The following is a 17,548-nucleotide window of genomic DNA, read 5'->3' on the forward strand; positions in this document are numbered from 1 at the left end:
ACGTTTCACGTTGTTTGTTTCGTTCAGTTTTCAAAGAACTACTTGGTCGCTCATTTGCGACTTCCTTATGTTAACATCTTCGTTTTTCGATGTCAACTAAGTTTTTCAATTTCTTTTTTGTCGTTTTCTGCGTTTCCGCATCAGCGACGGTTATTAATATATCATGGTGAAAAATGAAATGCAACACCTTTTATAAACTTTTTTTAAAACTGCCCACATTTCTTTTTTTATATCATATACTTAAACGAAATATCTCTTTCATGTATGAGTAATTCCTACATATATTTTATATAAAGTTACTCTATCAAAAGACGTTTCTTTCTATAATAAGCGTTTTATTCATATAGCATATCATACAGGGAGGAATATATATGGACTATACCGATTTATTAATCAAACTAGGTCTCTCGGCTATTTTAGGATTTGCCATTGGTTTAGAACGTGAATTAAAACGGAAACCACTTGGTTTAAAAACGTGTTTAGTTATTTCTATTATTAGTTGCCTCCTAACGATTGTTTCTATTAAAGCAGCTTATAACTTACCACATACCGATCATATGAATATGGATCCACTTCGGCTTGCCGCTCAAATTGTATCAGGAATTGGTTTTTTAGGTGCTGGCGTAATTTTAAGAAGAGGCAACGATAGCATTGCAGGGCTCACGACTGCCGCTATGATCTGGGGTGCTTCTGGTATTGGTATTGCTGTTGGGGCCGGATTCTATATTGAAGCGATATTCGGAATGTGTTTCCTTATGATTAGTGTCGAACTTATACCACTCGCGATGAAATATGTAGGCCCTAGATCATTTCGTCAACGTGATATCGCTGTGAAACTTGTTGTACGAAATATGGACAATATCCCAATCGTAATTGAAGAAATAAAAGAAATGGATATAAAAGTTAAGAATATGAAGCTTAAAACATTAGAAAACGGTTCTCACTATTTACATCTTAAACTATCCATTGATCAAAAAAGACATACTGCTGATGTTTACTATGCTCTCCAGCATCTTGAAAGTGTCCAACAAACTGAAGTGGAAAGTATGTAACGTAAAACAAACTCTCTTTAATTAGAGAGTTTTTCTTTTTTCTATAATGGCAACAATGAATGTAGTCCTACAAAGTAAGGAGGAATAGGCAATTGAAATCCCGTCCGAATTTAGTAGATACATTTCGTGATTCCATTATTTTTCGTTTAATTTGTTTTATTATTGTACTGACTGCTTTTTCCGGTTTTCTTATACATAGATTAGAACCTTTTCATTTCACTACATGGTTTGACGGAATTTGGTGGTCAATCGTTACCATTTTTACAGTTGGATATGGCGACTTTGCTCCCCATACGACGATAGGAAAACTAATAGGTATAAGTATTATTTTATTAGGAACTGGCTTTTGTTCTTATTATATGGTGCTGTTTGCTACTGAAATGATTAATAAACAATATATGAAAATTAAAGGTGAAGAAGCCGCTACTTCTAACGGTCATATGATTATCGTTGGCTGGAATGAGCGCGCAAAACATGTCGTAAAGCAAATGCACGTATTACAACCAAACCTTGATATCGTTTTAATTGATGAAACACTTTCTTTACTCCCAAAACCATTTCATCATTTAGAATTTATAAAAGGTTGTCCGCATCACGATCAAACTTTATTAAAGGCCAATATTGCAACGGCACACACCATATTAATAACAGCTGATAAAGAAAAAAACGAAAGCTTAGCGGATACACAGTCCATTTTAAATATTTTAACTGCAAAAGGGCTCAACCCGAACATTCACTGCATCGCTGAACTTCTTACTTCTGAACAAATACAAAATGCAACGAGAGCTGGCGTGTCAGAAATTATAGAAGGAAATAAATTAACGAGCTATGTATTTACCGCTTCTCTTTTATTCCCTTCCATTTCAGGTGTACTATTTTCACTTTACGACGAAATCTCTGATAATAAATTACAACTGATGGAGCTTCCATCGTCCTGCACCGGACAAACTTTTGCCAATTGTAGCTATACTCTTTTAAAGCAAAACATTCTCTTACTAGGTATAAAGCGCGACGAACAATATATGATTAATCCAGTTCATTCCTTTGTTCTCATTGAAAGCGACATACTCATTGTTATTCACCATTAGTAAAATGACGCTCTAATTCTTGCATGAGCACTTTCCCAATATTGATATATTTTCTTTTCACATCTCCATCTGGATCTTTCGGCTCAGCAAATTGATCCATTCCACTCGTTCCAGCTGTTAAAGTATTCACATTATCATCTAGTTCGTCTTGATATACGTGCGAAAGAATATACGGCGTTCCAAGACGAACTATTACGCCTGGTACATCTAGTTCTCCATCAATGGCTGTAAATGGAACTCGTAAAAATTGATACCCATCTTCTTCATCAATTTTGTAATCGAAGCATCCTTTATCATAATCCCAATTACCACCGATGCTATATCCAAGTGGTTTCATAATCTCTTCTAACTTATATAACGCATATGTACGTCCTTCTAAATTTGATTGAATCGGAATCAAGCCCATCCCTCCTAGACTTTTCCTTTAGCATACCCACTTTAGTTTGAATATACTGATGGACTTTTCGATAAAATAATAAAAAGCGACCGGAATCCGGTCGCTTTTTATTATTTTAAACGCTCTTCTAATTCTGCTTTTAATTCTTCAAATCCTGGTTTACCAAGTAAAGCAAACATGTTTTTCTTGTATGCTTCTACTCCAGGTTGGTCAAATGGATTCACGCCTAATAAGTAGCCGCTCATCGCACATGCTTTTTCGAAGAAGTATACAAGGTAACCGAATGTGTACTCATTTAATTCAGGAATATTTACGATTAAGTTTGGTACTCCCCCGTCGCTATGTGCAAGTAATGTACCTTCGTATGCTTTTGTGTTTACGAAGTCTACAGTTTCACCAGCAAGGTAGTTTAATCCGTCTAAATCGTTTTCTTCTGATTCGATTGTTAGTTCATGTGTAGATTTACCTACTTTAAGAACTGTTTCAAATAAGTCACGACGCCCTTCTTGAACGTATTGACCTAATGAGTGTAAATCAGTTGAGAAGTTTGCTGAAGATGGGAAAATGCCTTTTTGATCTTTTCCTTCACTTTCACCAAATAACTGTTTCCACCACTCAGCGAAGTATTGAAGTGCTGGCTCATAGTTAACAAGCATTTCAATTGTTTTTCCTTTATTGTATAAAGCGTTACGAACTACTGCGTATTGGTAAGCTGGATTTTCTTCTAGTTCTGATGTTCCGAAGTCATCATGACCAGCAGCTGCACCTTTCATCATCTCTTCAATATTTAAGCCACTTACTGCGATTGGTAATAAACCAACTGGCGTTAATACAGAGAAACGACCTCCAACATCATCTGGAATAACAAATGTTTCGTAACCTTCGTTATCAGCTAATGTTTTTAATGCACCACGCGCTTTATCTGTAGTTGCATAAATACGTTTGCGAGCTTCTTCTTTTCCATACTTTTCTTCTAATAACTTACGGAAGATACGGAATGCTAGTGCTGGCTCTGTTGTTGTACCTGATTTGGAAATAACGTTAATAGAGAAGTCTTTACCTTCTAATACGTCCATTAAATCTTTCATGTAAGTGGAGCTAATGTTTTGTCCAACAAATAGCACTTGTGGAGTTTTACGTTGTTCTTTAGAAAGCGTGTTGTAGAAAGAATGGTTTAACATTTCGATTGCTGCGCGTGCTCCTAGGTAAGAACCACCAATACCTACAACAAGTAAAATGTCAGAGTCATTTTTAATTTTTTCTGCGCATTTTTGAATGCGAGCGAATTCTTCTTTGTCATATTGAAGCGGAAGGTCTACCCACCCAAGGAAATCGTTCCCAGCTCCAGTTTTTTCGTGGATTGCGTGATGTGTTACTTTCACTGCATCACGTAAATAAGTGATTTCATGTTCACCGATGAAGGATAACGCTTTAGAATAGTCGAACGTTACATGTGTACTCATCTTTTTCCCTCCAATTATGGATATGTATTTCTGTATTCACTTTAGCGAAACTGAAGTTGTAAATCAAGCGATTAGGCAATTGTAAACGTAACCAATATATATTTTTTAGAAAAAGTTCATTTTTTGCATAAAAATTCGCATTTTTCGGTATAGATGTATATACATCCCTTTCCAAACATTTTTTATGTATAAAAACAACATAACTACCCCATTCTATAAAAGAGTTAATTAACTCATCGCTTGCTCATGCTTCACAATTAAGGGGGGCTTTTTCATGAGTACTTTGCAACGTATCGCATTAGTCTTTACTGTAATTGGCGCTGTGAACTGGGGATTAATCGGGTTTTTCCAGTTTGACTTAGTAGCAGCCATTTTCGGTGGACAAAATTCAGCTCTTGCACGTATTATTTACGGCATCGTTGGTATATCTGGGCTTATCAACCTTGGTTTACTGTTTAAACCATCTGAAAATCTTGGTACGCACCCAGAAACAAACGAAATTCGATAATCAGTATGTCCTTTCACCTCCGACATACGAATATGATTGCATGCAATCATATTTGCAAATATATATCATAAGATAAAGTAAAAGAGGAACGCTCATATGCGTTCCTCTTTTACTTTGTTAACTCGGACTCTTCAATCCATTCTGCCAACTTTTCTCGCAGCGTATTAAATCCGTTTTCAGATGGGTTCGGTATAAGAATCCTTCCTTGTTTTCTTTTCGCCGCTTTTAACGATAAACTCATTTTTCTGTGCTCTTCATCAATTGAAAGTACCTTTACTTCTACTGTATCGCCGACCTTTAAAAAGTCATGAATATCCTTTACATATCCATTTGTAATTTCAGATATATGCACAAGTCCTTGTGTTTCTGCATCTAACGCTACAAACGCACCGTAATCTTGAATTCCAGTCACTTTCCCTGTTACAACCACTCCTGTTGTATATTGTTCTGACATATGAAACACTCCCATACGTTTACCATTCTCTCTACAATTATAGAGAGCAAAGCAGATATATTTATTTTAAATATCCGATTGGTTAGTACGCATTCTAGATAACAATATCTAGAATGCGCATACCTTATATTAGTAAATTATACCACTATGACAGAACTCATTCAAAATTCATGAAAAATTTCCCTTAAAGAAGTATAATTCTCCAATATTGGGATAGACTACTAACACATGGCTTTCTAGTATTCCCCCCCTTTTATGGACAAAACGTATTACGTTTTGTCCTTTTTTTATTTTCAACAAACCGTTCCATTCTCTTCATTGCTTCCATAAGTTGTTCAAGCGACGTCGCATAAGAACAACGAATAAACCCTTCACCACTTTCGCCAAATACGCTACCAGGGACAACAGCTACTTTTTCTTCCAGCAATAACTGTTCTGCAAATTCCGCTGAAGATAATCCTGTTGAAGATATAGAAGGGAAAACATAAAATGCTCCGCCCGGCACATGACACGTTAAGCCCATTTCATTGAAAGATGTCGTCATAAAATTACGACGCTTCTTATAACTATCTCTCATCCGAATTACTTCATCATTCCCCGCACGTAACGCTTCAAGTGCTGCGAACTGAGACATCGTCGGTGCACACATCATGGAATATTGGTGAATTTTGAGCATCAATTCTGAAAACTGAACAGGAGCTGCAATCATACCGAGACGCCATCCTGTCATCGCAAATCCTTTTGAAAATCCTGAAATTAAAATCGTATGCTCGCGCATATTTTTAATACTCGCGAAACTTGTATATGCTTCGTCGTATACAAGCTCTGCATAAATTTCATCAGATAATACAATTAGATTGTACTTCTCAACAATCACTGCTATTTCTTCAAGCTCGAATTTATTTAGCATTGCACCTGTCGGGTTATTTGGTGAACAAAGTAAAATCGCCTTTGTTTTCGCTGTAATAGCTGCTTCAATTTGTTCTGGTTGTACTTTAAACTCGTTTTCTAGCTTAGTCTCCACAGGAACCGGAACTCCTCCAGCTAATGTCACAAGTGGTGCATAAGAAACGAAGCTTGGTTCAACAATGAGCACTTCATCATCAGGATTTATAATGGCACGCATCGCTACATCTAACGCCTGGCTCGCTCCAACTGTAACAATGATTTCATCACTTGGATCATAAGATACTGCAAATTGTTTTTTTAGATACTTTGCTATTTCTTGACGGAGCTCCAATAATCCTGCATTTGCTGTATATGACGTATACCCTTGTTCCAAAGAACGAATACATGCTTGCCTTACATTCCAAGGGGTAACAAAATCCGGCTCTCCTACCCCGAGGGAAATAACACCTTTCATATTTGCTGCTAAATCAAAAAATTTTCGAATACCAGATGGTTTTAAAGATTCTGCTGATCTAGATAGTTCAAATTGCTTCATGGTGTCACCACAATTCGCTTATCATCATCGTCTTTTTCATAAATAACGCCCTCATGTTTATACTTCTTCAAAATGAAATGAGTAGTTGTAGAAACGACAGATTCAATTGTTGCTAATTTCTCAGAAACAAACATCGCTACTTCCCCCATCGTTTTACCTTCTAATGTAATAGAAAGATCATATGTCCCTGACATTAAATAAACGGATTTCACTTCTGAATAACGATAAATTTGCTCAGCAACCGCATCAAACCCAACGCCGTGCTTTGGCGTAACTTTCACATCGATCATTGCCGTTAAACCTGTATGTTCTTTCACTTTCGTCCAATCGATATGTGTTACATAATCCACAATAATCTTTTCATTTTCTAATCTCGCAACCATCTTCTTTACTTCTTCTACTTCTATATTTAACAGCTTCGCTAATGTATCTACAGATAATCGACTACTCTTTTCAAGACAAGCTAATAATTCTAATTCTTTTTCTGTCACCATATAAATCATCCTTCCTTTTCGTTTGTGTCTAAATTATACAAATACCCTTTCCAGTTTGAAAAGAAGATTTTTCTATTGAATTATGTCAAAATAAAGTGAAACTTTAATCAGCGGAAAAATGCGTGATAAAGCGAAAGGGGATGGAACCGTGAAACCAAAAATTTATATTGCTGAACCAGTTCCGACATTTGTAGAAAACTATTTATCAGAACACTGTGATTATGAAAAATGGGATCAAAATGAGAAAGTACCTCGTGATGTTCTATTAGAGAAAATACAAGATAAAGATGGGTTATTAAATTTCGGATCTGCTATTAATGAAGAATTACTGACAGTGGCTCCTAACTTAAAAGTAGTGAGCAACATTTCTGTTGGTTACGATAATTTTGATTTACAAGCGATGAAAAATCGAAAGGTTATCGGAACAAATACACCATACGTATTAGATGATACAGTAGCTGATCTCGTTTTCGCCCTTATGCTATCAGCTGGGCGCCGCGTTTGCGAACTCGATTCTTACGTAAAAAATGGTGAATGGAACGCTGAAATCGGAAAAGAACACTTCGGACTAGATGTACACCATAGCACAATTGGTATTATCGGTATGGGCCGAATTGGAGAAGCCGTTGCAAAACGAGCAAAATTCGGATTTGATATGAATGTTCTTTATTATAACCGCCGTCGTAAAGAAGAAGCTGAACAAAAATTCGATGCTACATATTGTGATTTACAGACGCTACTGAAGCAGTCTGACTTTATTGTTCTTCTTACTCCATTAACAGATGAAACATATCACCTTATCGGAGAAAAGGAATTTTCATTAATGAAAGAAACAGCAATCTTCATTAATGCTTCTCGGGGGAAAACAGTAGATGAAGAAGCGTTAATCCATGCTTTAACAGAAAAGAAAATCTTTGCAGCAGGTATCGATACATTTACACAAGAGCCGATTCAAAAAGATAATCCACTCTTATCATTACAAAATGTTGTGACTTTACCACATATCGGATCTGCAACATTAAAAACTCGTCAGCAAATGGCCATGATCGCCGCTGAAAATTTAGTTGCAGGGTTACAAGGAAAAACACCGCCTAATATTGTTCGCGGGTAATACTGAATAAACGAAAGGCAAGATGACATCGTCATCTTGCCTTTTTTTGTTAACATATTTTCTTCTTCCTTGGAGATGATATGAACAAAAATCAATGGAGTGACAAAAAATGAATCATAAATATACTTGTCCTTATTTCACTTTTTCCACTCGCGGCACTACTGTTCATTACGAATTGTATGAACATGATAATAAAACAGAACGCCCTACTTTCGTACTCGTTCACGGCTTTTTATCTTCCTCATTCAGTTACCGCCGTCTCATTCCTTTACTAGCGAAGGAAGGAACAGTCATTGCTCTTGATTTACCACCGTTCGGAAAAAGTGATAAGTCTCATCTGTTTAAGTATTCTTATCACAATTTAGCAACGATTATTATTGATTTAATTGAACATTTATCTCTCTCAAACATTGTATTAGTTGGGCATTCTATGGGTGGGCAAATTTCTCTCTATGTAAACCGTATACGTCCTGAACTCATTTCAAAGACGATTTTACTATGTAGCTCGAGCTATTTAGCGCGCGCAACCTTACCTTTACTATACTCTTCTTATTTACCGTTCTTTCATTTATACGTAAAGAACTGGATTATACGGCGCGGCATTGTTCATAACTTAATGAATGTCGTTCATGATCACTCATTAATTGACGATGAAATGAAAAAAGGTTACTCCGCTCCTTTTTATGACAACCGTATATTTCCCGCTTTAACTCGCATGATACGAGACCGTGAAGGTGACTTATCTTCAACTGAATTACAAAAAATCGAAACACCTATCCTACTCATTTGGGGTGAAAAAGACCGCGTCGTCCCTGTACATGTAGGTCATCGTCTACACAAAGATTTACCGAATTCAAAATTTATTTCTTATGAAAATACAGGACATTTACTACCTGAAGAAAAGCCTGAACATGTTTATGAAGAAATTATCGCTTTTTCCGCGCAATAAAATGAAACTTTAATCAGTCCCCACCTAACTTCTTTGCTTCCGCTGAATTTTGAGGTCGGGGTCTTACTGCCCGGAAAATAGCGGGATAATATAAAAAAGGCTGTCGGAAATTCCGACAGCCTATAATGAACAGCTTCCACTTTCTTTTATTACAAGTAATTCCATAGCTAATTTCTCACATTTTTCAAGCGCAGGTACTTCCTCAAAAGACATAAAGTATATATGTTGAATCTTCTTTGCGATGTATTTTGGATCGTCAAACACACTTATGACGTTCACAACATCGCTCGCTTCTGTTTCATAAAACTCCGGTCCCATTTGAAACGGATCCCAATTCTTCACAACCTCTATCATCTTTTCATATGTACCCATTCGCTTCCCGCCTTTTCACTTTTTAATACTTTTCTTTATCCTATCACATCAGCTATTCTATAAGAAGAGAGAGAACTTTCATAACTTATTGGTTTTACAGAAGAAGGGAGCAAACTTATGCAACTATTTCATAAAGCAATCAATCGACGTGGAACGCATAGTATAAAATGGGATACATATAAAAACGAAGAACTTATCCATGCTTGGATTGCTGATATGGATTTTGAAGTACCAAAACCAATTCAAACTGCCTTAAAACAACGAATCGAACATCCGATTTTTGGCTATACACTTCCTCCCGAAAATATTGGGAATATTATTTGTAACTGGACAAAACAACAATACGACTGGGATATTCAAAAAGAATGGATTGTCTTTAGCGCCGGAATCGTTCCAGCTCTTAGTACGAGCATACAGGCTTTCACAAAAGAAAACGAATCCGTTCTCGTACAACCACCTATTTATCCTCCATTTTTCGAAATGGTCACAACAAACAACAGACAGTTATACGTGAGTCCATTACAGAAACAAAATGATACATATGCGATAGACTTCCAGAATTTAGAAAAGCAGTTTCAGCAAGGCATCAAACTCATGCTTCTTTGTAGCCCTCATAACCCAATCGGGCGCGTTTGGACGAAAGAGGAACTTGTGCAGCTCGGATCGTTATGTACTAAATATAACGTAATCGTTGTGGCGGATGAAATTCATTCCGATATTATTTATGCAGATCATACACATACACCGTTCGCTTCCTTATCTGAAGAATTAGCAGAGCGCACTATCACTTGTATGGCTCCAAGTAAAACATTTAATATCGCTGGATTACAAGCATCGATTATTATCATTCCAAATGAAAAACTCCGTCAAGCCTTTACATCTATCCAATATAGACAAGGCTTCCACGGATTAAATATCTTCGCTTATACAGCGATGCAAAGTGCCTATACAGAATGTAATGATTGGCTAAACGAAATTCGATTATATATAGAAGATAATGCTCAATTTGCTTGTGAATATATTAAAACTCACATACCTGCTCTTTCCGTAACGAAGCCAGAAGGTAGCTTTTTATTATGGATTGACTGTTCTCGTCTAAAGCTTTCTCAAAACGAGCGTACTGCATTACTTGAGGAAAAAGGAAAAATCATTGTTGAACCTGGTGAGAAATACGGGTTAGGTGGCGAAGAACATATTCGAATTAATATCGGCTGTCCACGATCTGTTTTAGAAGAAATTTTAAACAGACTGTGTCATACGTTTTCATAATAAGAAAGGAGTCTGTCCCCCTAATCATTCTTGGACAGACTCCTTTGTAATATTTTGTCGGTAAGTCGATATATTTCAAGTTACGGTCGATATATTCCAATAATCGCCGATATAATTTGAGTTACAGTCGATATATTCCAATAATCGCTGATATATTTTCAATTACATTTCACAAAGAAAGCTACCATTCACGGTAGCTTTTACTTTTTCTTCATATCCGATGCTTTTTTTACAATTACGCCACAAGCAATTCGATCCCCTGATTTACCTGTCGGTTGAGTCATACCATCATCAGGGTTTTCTGTAATAATAATAGACGCTCCATCTTTTCTATGAATCGTCGTTTTTCCTTCTTCAAGTGTGATGTGAGGTGCATCGATTTCCGCTTTAATCTTTCCAGAACCATCTGCAACTACGTTCGGTAAATCACCGTTTTCTGCACCCTTCGGATTAAGAAGACCATGTTTTTTATCATCAGGATTAAAATGATTCCCGGATGATTCAAAACGAGGTGCCTTACACTCTCCAATTTCATGTACATGTAGTCCGTGTGGTCCTGGCGTGAAACCTTCTCCTTTAATCGTAATTTTCACGCCACTTGTTTGCTGCACTACTTTCGCAGTCCCTACTTCATCTCCTGAAGCATTATGTAATTTCACTTCAATTTCTTTCGGCTTTCCTTGGTCACAACCTGCCATCAGAAATAATAAACAACAACTGAAAAAAAGCCGTTTCTTCATTTTATTCCCTCCAAAATATATTCTGCCCTTAGATTGTCCGAGCATAGAGGGAAACATACAAAAATGCATTACTGTTTCTTTTCAGCTAATAGTTTTTCTTCAACTTTCTGCAATCGCTCTGCTTCTCTTTTTGATACACGAATAAACATACGCCACGTGGCAATAGCACCGATAATAAATAGAACGCAAACAATCCCTGGAATAATATATTCTGTTTTATCTTCCGGAAAATATAAAGGCATCATATAGAACACTCCTTATTATAGGATTTATAAAACATCAGAATTTTCTGTTATATCATTTTAAATTATAGTGGAACCTATCCATATTCTCAAGGGGCGTTCTGAAAGCAAATGATTTCTTTGACTCCTTCTCCTACTTTCCTTACTATAAACTTGAGGTGAAAAATATGAGAGAAACATTTGAAATTGGCGAAATCGTTACTGGTATTTATAAAACAGGAAAATACATCGGCGAAGTTACAAATAGCCGCCCTGGCAGTTACGTCGTAAAAGTATTAGCTGTTTTAAAACATCCGGTGCAAGGTGACTTACATAACGTAAAACAAGCTGACGTACCATTTTTCCATGAAAGACGCGCTTTAGCTTTCCGTGAACAGACGAACATTCCAGAGCAAATGGTGAAAAAATATGAAGGAGAAATTCCGGATTATACCGAGTCACTAAAATTAGCATTAGAAACTCAAATGAATTCATTTTCTGAAGATGATTCACCTTTTGCAGAGCGTAGTCTAGAAACATTACAACAGTTAAAGAAAGACTACAAACTCTAAAAAACAAAACGACCAAATTACATAATGTGCAATTTGGTCGTTACTGTGTGCTCACTTTCTTTAACACTTTTGAAAAATCAACAAGTTCTCCTAATGTTGGAGGTGCTGGCTTTACTAAATACTCTTTATCTTTTTCTACTAGTTTAAAAATATTGTACGTCGTCATCGCATCATCAAGCGCACAATGATGCTTCCCTGTCCCTACTTTTCCATACGCCTCAATTGCTTTCCATAATCCTGTTTGATTTCTTTCTCCAAAAAACTTCTTATACTCAAGCGATAAATCACGACACTGTCCGAAGAATGGAAAAGCTATCCCTGCCATTTCACAATTATGTTTCAGCACTTTCATATCCATATTTCCCCACGTTACAATTGTCGGTTTACATTTCGTTTCGTATTCTGCAAGCTTCTTAACGAGTTCAGGAAATGAAATCCCTTTATCCACGACTTCTTGTTTTATTCCTAAAAACTTCTTACATCGATCCGTTAAAGAAGGAAATGTTTTCGGCCTGACATGTGATGAATACGTATCTTCTACCTTACAGCCAGCAACTGAAACGAGTCCTACCTCAATAATCTCTGGAAAAAATCCTTTCGGTTTCTTTCTATGCTGGGGCATCGTAAACTCAAAGTCTAAAAATAAAAATCGTTGTTCATCCATACGATCCCTTCCTTATCATTTTTGTCATTCCTTTCTATTTGACACTCCTACACGAACAAGCTCGAATGCTAATTCCATTTTAAATATTCAGATTGGATGTATCTTATATATATGTCAAATGCCCACAAATATTTTAAAAAATAAGAAAAAATGACCTATGCAGAAAATATGACAAAATCTCTCCTTTCATTTACATCCGCAGTTTTTCTACTTTATAATGACGTTATGTGTGTTTCATCTAGTTAATATTTGACACACTAAGAAAAATGAATGAAAGGAGATGAGATTTTTGCACGAAACAACGCAAGAACTCGCTAACTGGCAGTATTATTTTGCTATCGCAGTCTTTTTAATTACATATGCCATTATTATTTCTGAAAAAATTAATCGCGCTGTCATCGCACTTCTCGGTGCAGCATTCATGGTAATTGTGGGGGTCGTCGATTTACATAACGCCTTTACGAAACATATTGAATGGGGAACGATTACGCTACTCATCGGTATGATGATTTTGGTGAACATTACGAGTAAATCAGGTGTTTTCCAATACGTTGCCATTAAAGCAGCAAAAGGGGCACAAGGAAATCCAATTAAAATTTTAATTTCCCTTTCCCTACTTACCGCGCTTGGCTCCGCATTTTTAGATAACGTTACAACTGTACTTCTTGTTGTTCCAGTTACTTTATCTATTACGCGCATACTGCAAGTAAATCCTGTTCCTTATTTACTTTCTGAAATTATTTTTTCAAATATTGGAGGAACAGCAACATTAATTGGTGATCCACCTAACATTATGATTGGTTCTGCAAATAAGCATTTAGACTTCAATGCTTTCCTATTGAATCTAGCACCAATCGTAATTATTATTATTGCAGTTACAGCAACAATACTTTACTTCATGTACCGTAAACAATTAATTGCCGATCCTGTACAAGTTAAAAAATTAATGAGCTTAGATGAAAAACAATACATTAAAGATCCAGTATTAATGAAAAAATCTTTAACGGTACTTGGACTTACAATTGTAGGTTTCATGACTCATTCTATTTTCCATATTGATGCCGCTATTATCGCCTTAACTGGTGCTACTGTACTTATGTTAATTGGTGTGAAAGAACATGAAATTGAAGAGGTATTCGCAAGTGTAGAATGGGTAACAATCTTCTTCTTCGCAGGGCTATTCGTACTTGTTGGAGGACTTATCGATATCGGTCTTATCAAAATGTTAGCTCAAAAAGTAATTGGTATAACAGGCGGAGATATTTCTTACGCATCCATCCTTATTTTATGGGTATCTGGTATCGCCTCTGCAACAATTGATAACATCCCATTCGTTGCAACAATGATTCCACTTATTAACGATATGGCAGTTGGGCTAGGCTTATCACCATCTGACGCACAAATCGATGTATTATGGTGGGCATTAGCACTAGGTGCTTGTCTGGGCGGAAACGGAACATTAATCGGAGCTTCTGCTAACGTAATCGTTGCAGGTATCGCGAGCCGCGAAGGACATAAATTTAGTTACATGGACTTCCTAAAAGTCGGTTTCCCAATTATGATCGTTTCATTAATCATTTCTCACATTTATATTTATTTACGCTACCTTATGTAGTAAAAAAAGCGCTCTGATAATCAGGGCGCTTTTTTACTTATATCTAAAATATATCGACTTATCAACAAAAAAGAAAAATCTACTCTTTATATCTCACCGGTTCATTTCGAATGATAAATAAATGAATCGGTAAGAACACTGAAAATGTGATTACATGAATAATCGTAAATAATATAGAGTTCGTTCCGTATCTGTCTAAAATAGCGTAGATAAGATAAATGGACAATACAATCGATACAGCTGTTGCTAGTAAACTTATAATTGGTACGAAATTAAAAATAAAACATGCAACGTATATACCGAATACTTTCCACCCTGCTTCTTCTTTCAAAAAATCTGGTAATTTATCTTTCGCTAAGTCACCCCATGTCTTACTATTCAAAAACGGAATAAACGCAAGCACCCCGTCCGTTGCACCATCATTTTTCGCCATCGAATAAAGTGCAAAAGCCGTTAACAAATATGAAATAATTGCCCAAATTAATATAACAAGAATAAACGCAAAACTAAGAGCAAAGAAACCTGCTAATACGCCTTGATCCTCCATCTTATCCTCTCCTCTCTACTTTCAACATATTTCATTACATTGCAAGTTATGTTTTAAAATTTATCCAAACTCTTTGTATAATAAGAGAAGAAAGAGAATAAGAGAGGAGCAACACTTATGCATCCATTTGTAAAAGCATTACAAGAGCATTTCACAGCTCATCAAAATCCTGAAAAAGCAGAACCTATGGCTCGTTATATGAAAAATCACTTCCCATTTCTAGGTATTCAAACACCGGAAAGACGCCAATTATTAAAAGACATCATTCAAATACATACTCTCCCAGATCAAAAAGACTTCCAAATTATCATACGTGAGCTTTGGGACTTACCAGAACGTGAATTCCAAGCGGCCGCACTTGATATTATGCAAAAATATAAAAAGCATATAAACGAAACTCATATCCCCTTCTTAGAAGAACTGATTGTCACAAAATCTTGGTGGGACTCTGTCGATAGCATCGTCCCTACATTTTTAGGCGATATCTTTTTAAAACATCCAGAATTAATTTCTGCCTATATTCCAAAATGGATTGCATCAGATAACATATGGTTACAACGTGCCGCTATTTTATTCCAACTAAAATATAAACAAAAGATGGATGAAGAACTTCTTTTCTGGATTATTGGACAACTACATTCTTCAAAAGAATTTTTCATTCAAAAAGCGATTGGCTGGGTCCTTCGTGAATATGCAAAAACAAATCCGGATGTAGTTTGGGAATACGTTCAAAACAATGAGCTCGCTCCATTAAGTAAGCGTGAAGCAATTAAGCATATTAAGCAAAATTACGGAATAAATAATGAAAAAATAGGCGAGACTCTATCATAGATAGACGCGTTCCTCTATTGAGATTTAAAAAAGAACGTGTTAGAATATGTTCATTATTATTAATATAAGTAGCGATGACGGACTTATAAGTACTTGCATAAAAAGCGATTCAGGGATAGTGAAAGCCTGAAGCCGCAAGGAAACGGCAGTCCCGAGCAATACATGATAAAGTGGATGCACCTTTTGTGTATCAACTAGGGTGGAACCGCGGGCAAACGCTCGTCCCTAGGCAAATAAGCCTTGGGATGAGCGTTTTTTTATGTTCTTTTTAGCATATACTGCTCGTTTCCAAAGTATCAGAGTATGTCATCGCCAATACGTTAACTTTCAAAAGGAGGATTTTCTTATGTATTCAATGGAACAAGTTGTAAACTTAGCGAAACATCGCGGTTTTGTTTTCCCTGGTTCTGAAATTTACGGTGGTCTTGCAAACACTTGGGATTACGGTCCACTTGGAATCGAATTAAAAAATAATGTTAAAAAAGCTTGGTGGAAAAAATTCATTCAAGAATCTCCATACAACGTTGGTTTAGACGCAGCTATTTTAATGAACCCTAAAACTTGGATCGCTTCTGGTCACGTTGGTAACTTCAACGATCCAATGATCGACTGTAAAAAATGTAAAGCTCGTCACCGTGCTGACAAATTAATTGAGGATGCTTTAGATGCAAAAGGCATCGAAATGGTTGTTGATGGTCTTACTTTCGACCAAATGGCTGACTTAATGAAAGAACATGAAGTAAAATGTCCTGATTGCGGTAGTGAAGAATTCACTGAAATCCGTCAGTTCAACTTAATGTTCAAAACATTCCAAGGTGTTACAGAGTCTAGCACAAACGAAATCTTCCTTCGTCCTGAAACAGCACAAGGTATTTTCGTAAACTTCAAAAACGTTCAACGCTCTATGCGTAAAAAGCTTCCATTTGGTATCGGCCAAATCGGTAAGAGTTTCCGTAACGAAATCACGCCTGGTAACTTCACATTCCGTACACGTGAATTCGAACAAATGGAACTTGAATTCTTCTGTAAGCCTGGTGAAGATTTAGAGTGGTTTGCATTCTGGCGTGAAACTTGTAAAAACTGGTTACTTTCACTTGGTATGTCTGAAGAGAGCATGCGTCTTCGTGACCACGGTGAAGAAGAGTTATCTCACTACAGTAATGCAACAACTGACATTGAATTCAAATTCCCATTCGGTTGGGGCGAACTTTGGGGCGTTGCATCTCGTACAGACTTCGACTTAAAACGTCACATGGAACATTCAAACGAAGACTTTAACTATATTGATCCACAAACGAATGAGCGTTACGTGCCATACTGCATCGAGCCATCTTTAGGCGCAGACCGCGTAACATTAGCATTCTTATGTGATGCATATGAAGAAGAGCAATTAGAAAACGATTCTCGTACAGTTCTTCGTTTCCACCCTGCTTTAGCACCATACAAAGCAGCTATCTTACCATTATCTAAGAAGCTATCTGAAGGTGCTACTGAAGTATTCGCAGAATTAGCTAAAGACTTCATGGTAGTCTTTGATGAAACTGGTTCTATCGGTAAACGTTACCGTCGTCAAGACGAAATCGGTACACCATTCTGTATCACATACGACTTCGACTCAGTTGAAGACAAAGCTGTTACAGTACGTGACCGTGACACAATGGAACAAGTTCGTATGCCAATTAGCGAACTAAAAGGTTTCTTAGAGAAGAAAATCCAGTTCTAATTATAAGAAAAAGAGGCTGCTCATAAGAGCACCT

The 17,548-nt window shown here is 36.6% G+C and carries 20 protein-coding genes; 10 read left to right on the top strand and 10 right to left on the bottom strand.

Annotated features, from left to right (window positions below; translation table 11 throughout):
• Window positions 1-371: 371 nt before the first annotated feature.
• Together ACTL4X_RS24725 and ACTL4X_RS24730 are read left to right on the top strand one after the other, a co-directional pair.
• Window positions 372-1,052: an MgtC/SapB family protein gene (locus ACTL4X_RS24725; protein WP_000386676.1), complete on the top strand. Its 681-nt coding sequence runs from the start codon at window positions 372-374 to the stop codon at window positions 1,050-1,052.
• A gap of 92 nt (window positions 1,053-1,144) precedes the next feature.
• Entirely contained in the window at window positions 1,145-2,140 is a 996-nt protein-coding gene (locus ACTL4X_RS24730) for a potassium channel family protein (protein WP_000842320.1), read from the top strand.
• Here ACTL4X_RS24730 and ACTL4X_RS24735 read toward each other — a convergent pair.
• On the bottom strand, window positions 2,127-2,540 hold the full coding sequence (locus tag ACTL4X_RS24735) for a YugN-like family protein (protein WP_000612334.1): 414 nt from the start codon (window positions 2,538-2,540) through the stop codon (window positions 2,127-2,129). The two genes, ACTL4X_RS24730 and ACTL4X_RS24735, sit on opposite strands and share 14 nt — an antisense overlap.
• A gap of 107 nt (window positions 2,541-2,647) precedes the next feature.
• Window positions 2,648-4,000 carry a glucose-6-phosphate isomerase gene (locus tag ACTL4X_RS24740; protein ID WP_000103654.1) on the bottom strand — a complete coding sequence of 451 codons (1,353 nt, stop codon included), beginning with the start codon at window positions 3,998-4,000 and terminating at the stop codon, window positions 2,648-2,650.
• 274 nt (window positions 4,001-4,274) lie between these two features.
• Between ACTL4X_RS24740 and ACTL4X_RS24745 the strand changes: the two genes are divergently transcribed.
• Entirely contained in the window at window positions 4,275-4,508 is a 234-nt protein-coding gene (locus ACTL4X_RS24745) for a DUF378 domain-containing protein (protein WP_000105788.1), read from the top strand.
• A gap of 109 nt (window positions 4,509-4,617) precedes the next feature.
• On the opposite strand, the gene yugI is transcribed toward ACTL4X_RS24745, so the two are convergent.
• The 3 genes from yugI to ACTL4X_RS24760 all read right to left on the bottom strand — a co-directional run bounded on the left by yugI (window position 4,618) and on the right by ACTL4X_RS24760 (window position 6,900).
• Entirely contained in the window at window positions 4,618-4,962 is a 345-nt protein-coding gene (gene yugI / locus ACTL4X_RS24750; RefSeq protein WP_000003764.1) for a S1 domain-containing post-transcriptional regulator GSP13, read from the bottom strand.
• A 253-nt stretch (window positions 4,963-5,215) separates the two neighbouring features.
• Window positions 5,216-6,406: an aminotransferase gene (locus ACTL4X_RS24755; RefSeq protein ID WP_000808536.1), complete on the bottom strand. Its 1,191-nt coding sequence runs from the start codon at window positions 6,404-6,406 to the stop codon at window positions 5,216-5,218.
• Window positions 6,403-6,900 carry an Lrp/AsnC family transcriptional regulator gene (locus ACTL4X_RS24760; RefSeq protein ID WP_000255696.1) on the bottom strand — a complete coding sequence of 166 codons (498 nt, stop codon included), beginning with the start codon at window positions 6,898-6,900 and terminating at the stop codon, window positions 6,403-6,405. Before ACTL4X_RS24760 ends, ACTL4X_RS24755 begins: the two co-directional genes overlap by 4 nt.
• Before the next feature lie 118 nt (window positions 6,901-7,018).
• Between ACTL4X_RS24760 and ACTL4X_RS24765 the strand changes: the two genes are divergently transcribed.
• Both ACTL4X_RS24765 and ACTL4X_RS24770 read left to right on the top strand, forming a co-directional pair.
• Window positions 7,019-8,011: a 2-hydroxyacid dehydrogenase gene (locus ACTL4X_RS24765; protein WP_441394962.1), complete on the top strand. Its 993-nt coding sequence runs from the start codon at window positions 7,019-7,021 to the stop codon at window positions 8,009-8,011.
• Window positions 8,012-8,120: 109 nt separating this feature from the next.
• The gene (locus ACTL4X_RS24770; RefSeq protein WP_001015860.1) at window positions 8,121-8,960 is read left to right on the top strand and encodes an alpha/beta fold hydrolase; all 840 of its coding nucleotides are present in this window, start codon (window positions 8,121-8,123) and stop codon (window positions 8,958-8,960) included.
• Between the two features lie 120 nt (window positions 8,961-9,080).
• Here the strand turns inward: ACTL4X_RS24770 and ACTL4X_RS24775 are convergent, their stop codons facing one another.
• Window positions 9,081-9,332 (bottom strand): YugE family protein, encoded by a 252-nt coding sequence (locus ACTL4X_RS24775; protein ID WP_000537639.1) that lies wholly within the window; start codon window positions 9,330-9,332, stop codon window positions 9,081-9,083.
• A 117-nt stretch (window positions 9,333-9,449) separates the two neighbouring features.
• On the opposite strand from ACTL4X_RS24775, the gene ACTL4X_RS24780 reads away from it, so the two are divergent.
• Window positions 9,450-10,601, top strand: coding sequence for a MalY/PatB family protein (locus ACTL4X_RS24780; protein ID WP_001175820.1), 1,152 nt, complete (start codon window positions 9,450-9,452; stop codon window positions 10,599-10,601).
• Between the two features lie 200 nt (window positions 10,602-10,801).
• On the opposite strand, the gene sodC is transcribed toward ACTL4X_RS24780, so the two are convergent.
• Both sodC and ACTL4X_RS24790 read right to left on the bottom strand, forming a co-directional pair.
• A complete protein-coding gene (gene sodC / locus ACTL4X_RS24785; protein ID WP_000746520.1) occupies window positions 10,802-11,341 on the bottom strand; it encodes a superoxide dismutase [Cu-Zn] in 540 nt (179 codons plus the stop codon).
• 68 nt (window positions 11,342-11,409) lie between these two features.
• Complete coding sequence (locus ACTL4X_RS24790; RefSeq protein ID WP_000982757.1) at window positions 11,410-11,586, bottom strand: hypothetical protein; 177 nt, start codon at window positions 11,584-11,586, stop codon at window positions 11,410-11,412.
• A gap of 164 nt (window positions 11,587-11,750) precedes the next feature.
• On the opposite strand from ACTL4X_RS24790, the gene ACTL4X_RS24795 reads away from it, so the two are divergent.
• Window positions 11,751-12,134 (top strand): kinase-associated lipoprotein B, encoded by a 384-nt coding sequence (locus ACTL4X_RS24795; RefSeq protein WP_001209344.1) that lies wholly within the window; start codon window positions 11,751-11,753, stop codon window positions 12,132-12,134.
• A 40-nt stretch (window positions 12,135-12,174) separates the two neighbouring features.
• Here the strand turns inward: ACTL4X_RS24795 and kapD are convergent, their stop codons facing one another.
• Window positions 12,175-12,798, bottom strand: a complete 624-nt coding sequence (kapD, locus tag ACTL4X_RS24800) for a 3'-5' exonuclease KapD (RefSeq protein WP_000344356.1) — start codon at window positions 12,796-12,798, stop codon at window positions 12,175-12,177.
• Window positions 12,799-13,087: 289 nt separating this feature from the next.
• On the opposite strand from kapD, the gene ACTL4X_RS24805 reads away from it, so the two are divergent.
• A complete protein-coding gene (locus ACTL4X_RS24805) occupies window positions 13,088-14,413 on the top strand; it encodes an ArsB/NhaD family transporter (protein ID WP_000545209.1) in 1,326 nt (441 codons plus the stop codon).
• A 79-nt stretch (window positions 14,414-14,492) separates the two neighbouring features.
• On the opposite strand, the gene ACTL4X_RS24810 is transcribed toward ACTL4X_RS24805, so the two are convergent.
• A complete protein-coding gene (locus ACTL4X_RS24810) occupies window positions 14,493-14,960 on the bottom strand; it encodes a hypothetical protein (protein ID WP_000390061.1) in 468 nt (155 codons plus the stop codon).
• 117 nt (window positions 14,961-15,077) lie between these two features.
• Between ACTL4X_RS24810 and ACTL4X_RS24815 the strand changes: the two genes are divergently transcribed.
• Both ACTL4X_RS24815 and ACTL4X_RS24820 read left to right on the top strand, forming a co-directional pair.
• Window positions 15,078-15,791 carry a DNA alkylation repair protein gene (locus ACTL4X_RS24815; protein WP_000553309.1) on the top strand — a complete coding sequence of 238 codons (714 nt, stop codon included), beginning with the start codon at window positions 15,078-15,080 and terminating at the stop codon, window positions 15,789-15,791.
• Window positions 15,792-16,137: 346 nt separating this feature from the next.
• Entirely contained in the window at window positions 16,138-17,514 is a 1,377-nt protein-coding gene (locus tag ACTL4X_RS24820) for a glycine--tRNA ligase (RefSeq protein WP_441394963.1), read from the top strand.
• The last annotated feature ends 34 nt before the right edge of the window (window positions 17,515-17,548 follow it).

This window comes from Bacillus sp. RE35 (assembly GCF_052146655.1).
Taxonomy (GTDB): domain Bacteria; phylum Bacillota; class Bacilli; order Bacillales; family Bacillaceae_G; genus Bacillus_A; species Bacillus_A cereus.

Excerpts from the sequence above, each read along its gene's own strand:
- ACTL4X_RS24725 (WP_000386676.1), top strand. The coding sequence starts at position 372 with ATGGACTATACCGATTTATTAATCAAACTAGGTCTCTCGGCTATTTTA.
- ACTL4X_RS24740 (WP_000103654.1), bottom strand. The coding sequence starts at position 4,000 with ATGAGTACACATGTAACGTTCGACTATTCTAAAGCGTTATCCTTCATC.
- ACTL4X_RS24745 (WP_000105788.1), top strand. The coding sequence starts at position 4,275 with ATGAGTACTTTGCAACGTATCGCATTAGTCTTTACTGTAATTGGCGCT.
- yugI (WP_000003764.1), bottom strand. The coding sequence starts at position 4,962 with ATGTCAGAACAATATACAACAGGAGTGGTTGTAACAGGGAAAGTGACT.
- ACTL4X_RS24755 (WP_000808536.1), bottom strand. The coding sequence starts at position 6,406 with ATGAAGCAATTTGAACTATCTAGATCAGCAGAATCTTTAAAACCATCT.
- ACTL4X_RS24760 (WP_000255696.1), bottom strand. The coding sequence starts at position 6,900 with ATGGTGACAGAAAAAGAATTAGAATTATTAGCTTGTCTTGAAAAGAGT.
- ACTL4X_RS24765 (WP_441394962.1), top strand. The coding sequence starts at position 7,019 with ATGCGTGATAAAGCGAAAGGGGATGGAACCGTGAAACCAAAAATTTAT.
- ACTL4X_RS24770 (WP_001015860.1), top strand. The coding sequence starts at position 8,121 with ATGAATCATAAATATACTTGTCCTTATTTCACTTTTTCCACTCGCGGC.
- ACTL4X_RS24775 (WP_000537639.1), bottom strand. The coding sequence starts at position 9,332 with ATGGGTACATATGAAAAGATGATAGAGGTTGTGAAGAATTGGGATCCG.
- ACTL4X_RS24780 (WP_001175820.1), top strand. The coding sequence starts at position 9,450 with ATGCAACTATTTCATAAAGCAATCAATCGACGTGGAACGCATAGTATA.
- sodC (WP_000746520.1), bottom strand. The coding sequence starts at position 11,341 with ATGAAGAAACGGCTTTTTTTCAGTTGTTGTTTATTATTTCTGATGGCA.
- ACTL4X_RS24790 (WP_000982757.1), bottom strand. The coding sequence starts at position 11,586 with ATGATGCCTTTATATTTTCCGGAAGATAAAACAGAATATATTATTCCA.
- ACTL4X_RS24795 (WP_001209344.1), top strand. The coding sequence starts at position 11,751 with ATGAGAGAAACATTTGAAATTGGCGAAATCGTTACTGGTATTTATAAA.
- kapD (WP_000344356.1), bottom strand. The coding sequence starts at position 12,798 with ATGGATGAACAACGATTTTTATTTTTAGACTTTGAGTTTACGATGCCC.
- ACTL4X_RS24810 (WP_000390061.1), bottom strand. The coding sequence starts at position 14,960 with ATGGAGGATCAAGGCGTATTAGCAGGTTTCTTTGCTCTTAGTTTTGCG.
- ACTL4X_RS24815 (WP_000553309.1), top strand. The coding sequence starts at position 15,078 with ATGCATCCATTTGTAAAAGCATTACAAGAGCATTTCACAGCTCATCAA.
- ACTL4X_RS24820 (WP_441394963.1), top strand. The coding sequence starts at position 16,138 with ATGTATTCAATGGAACAAGTTGTAAACTTAGCGAAACATCGCGGTTTT.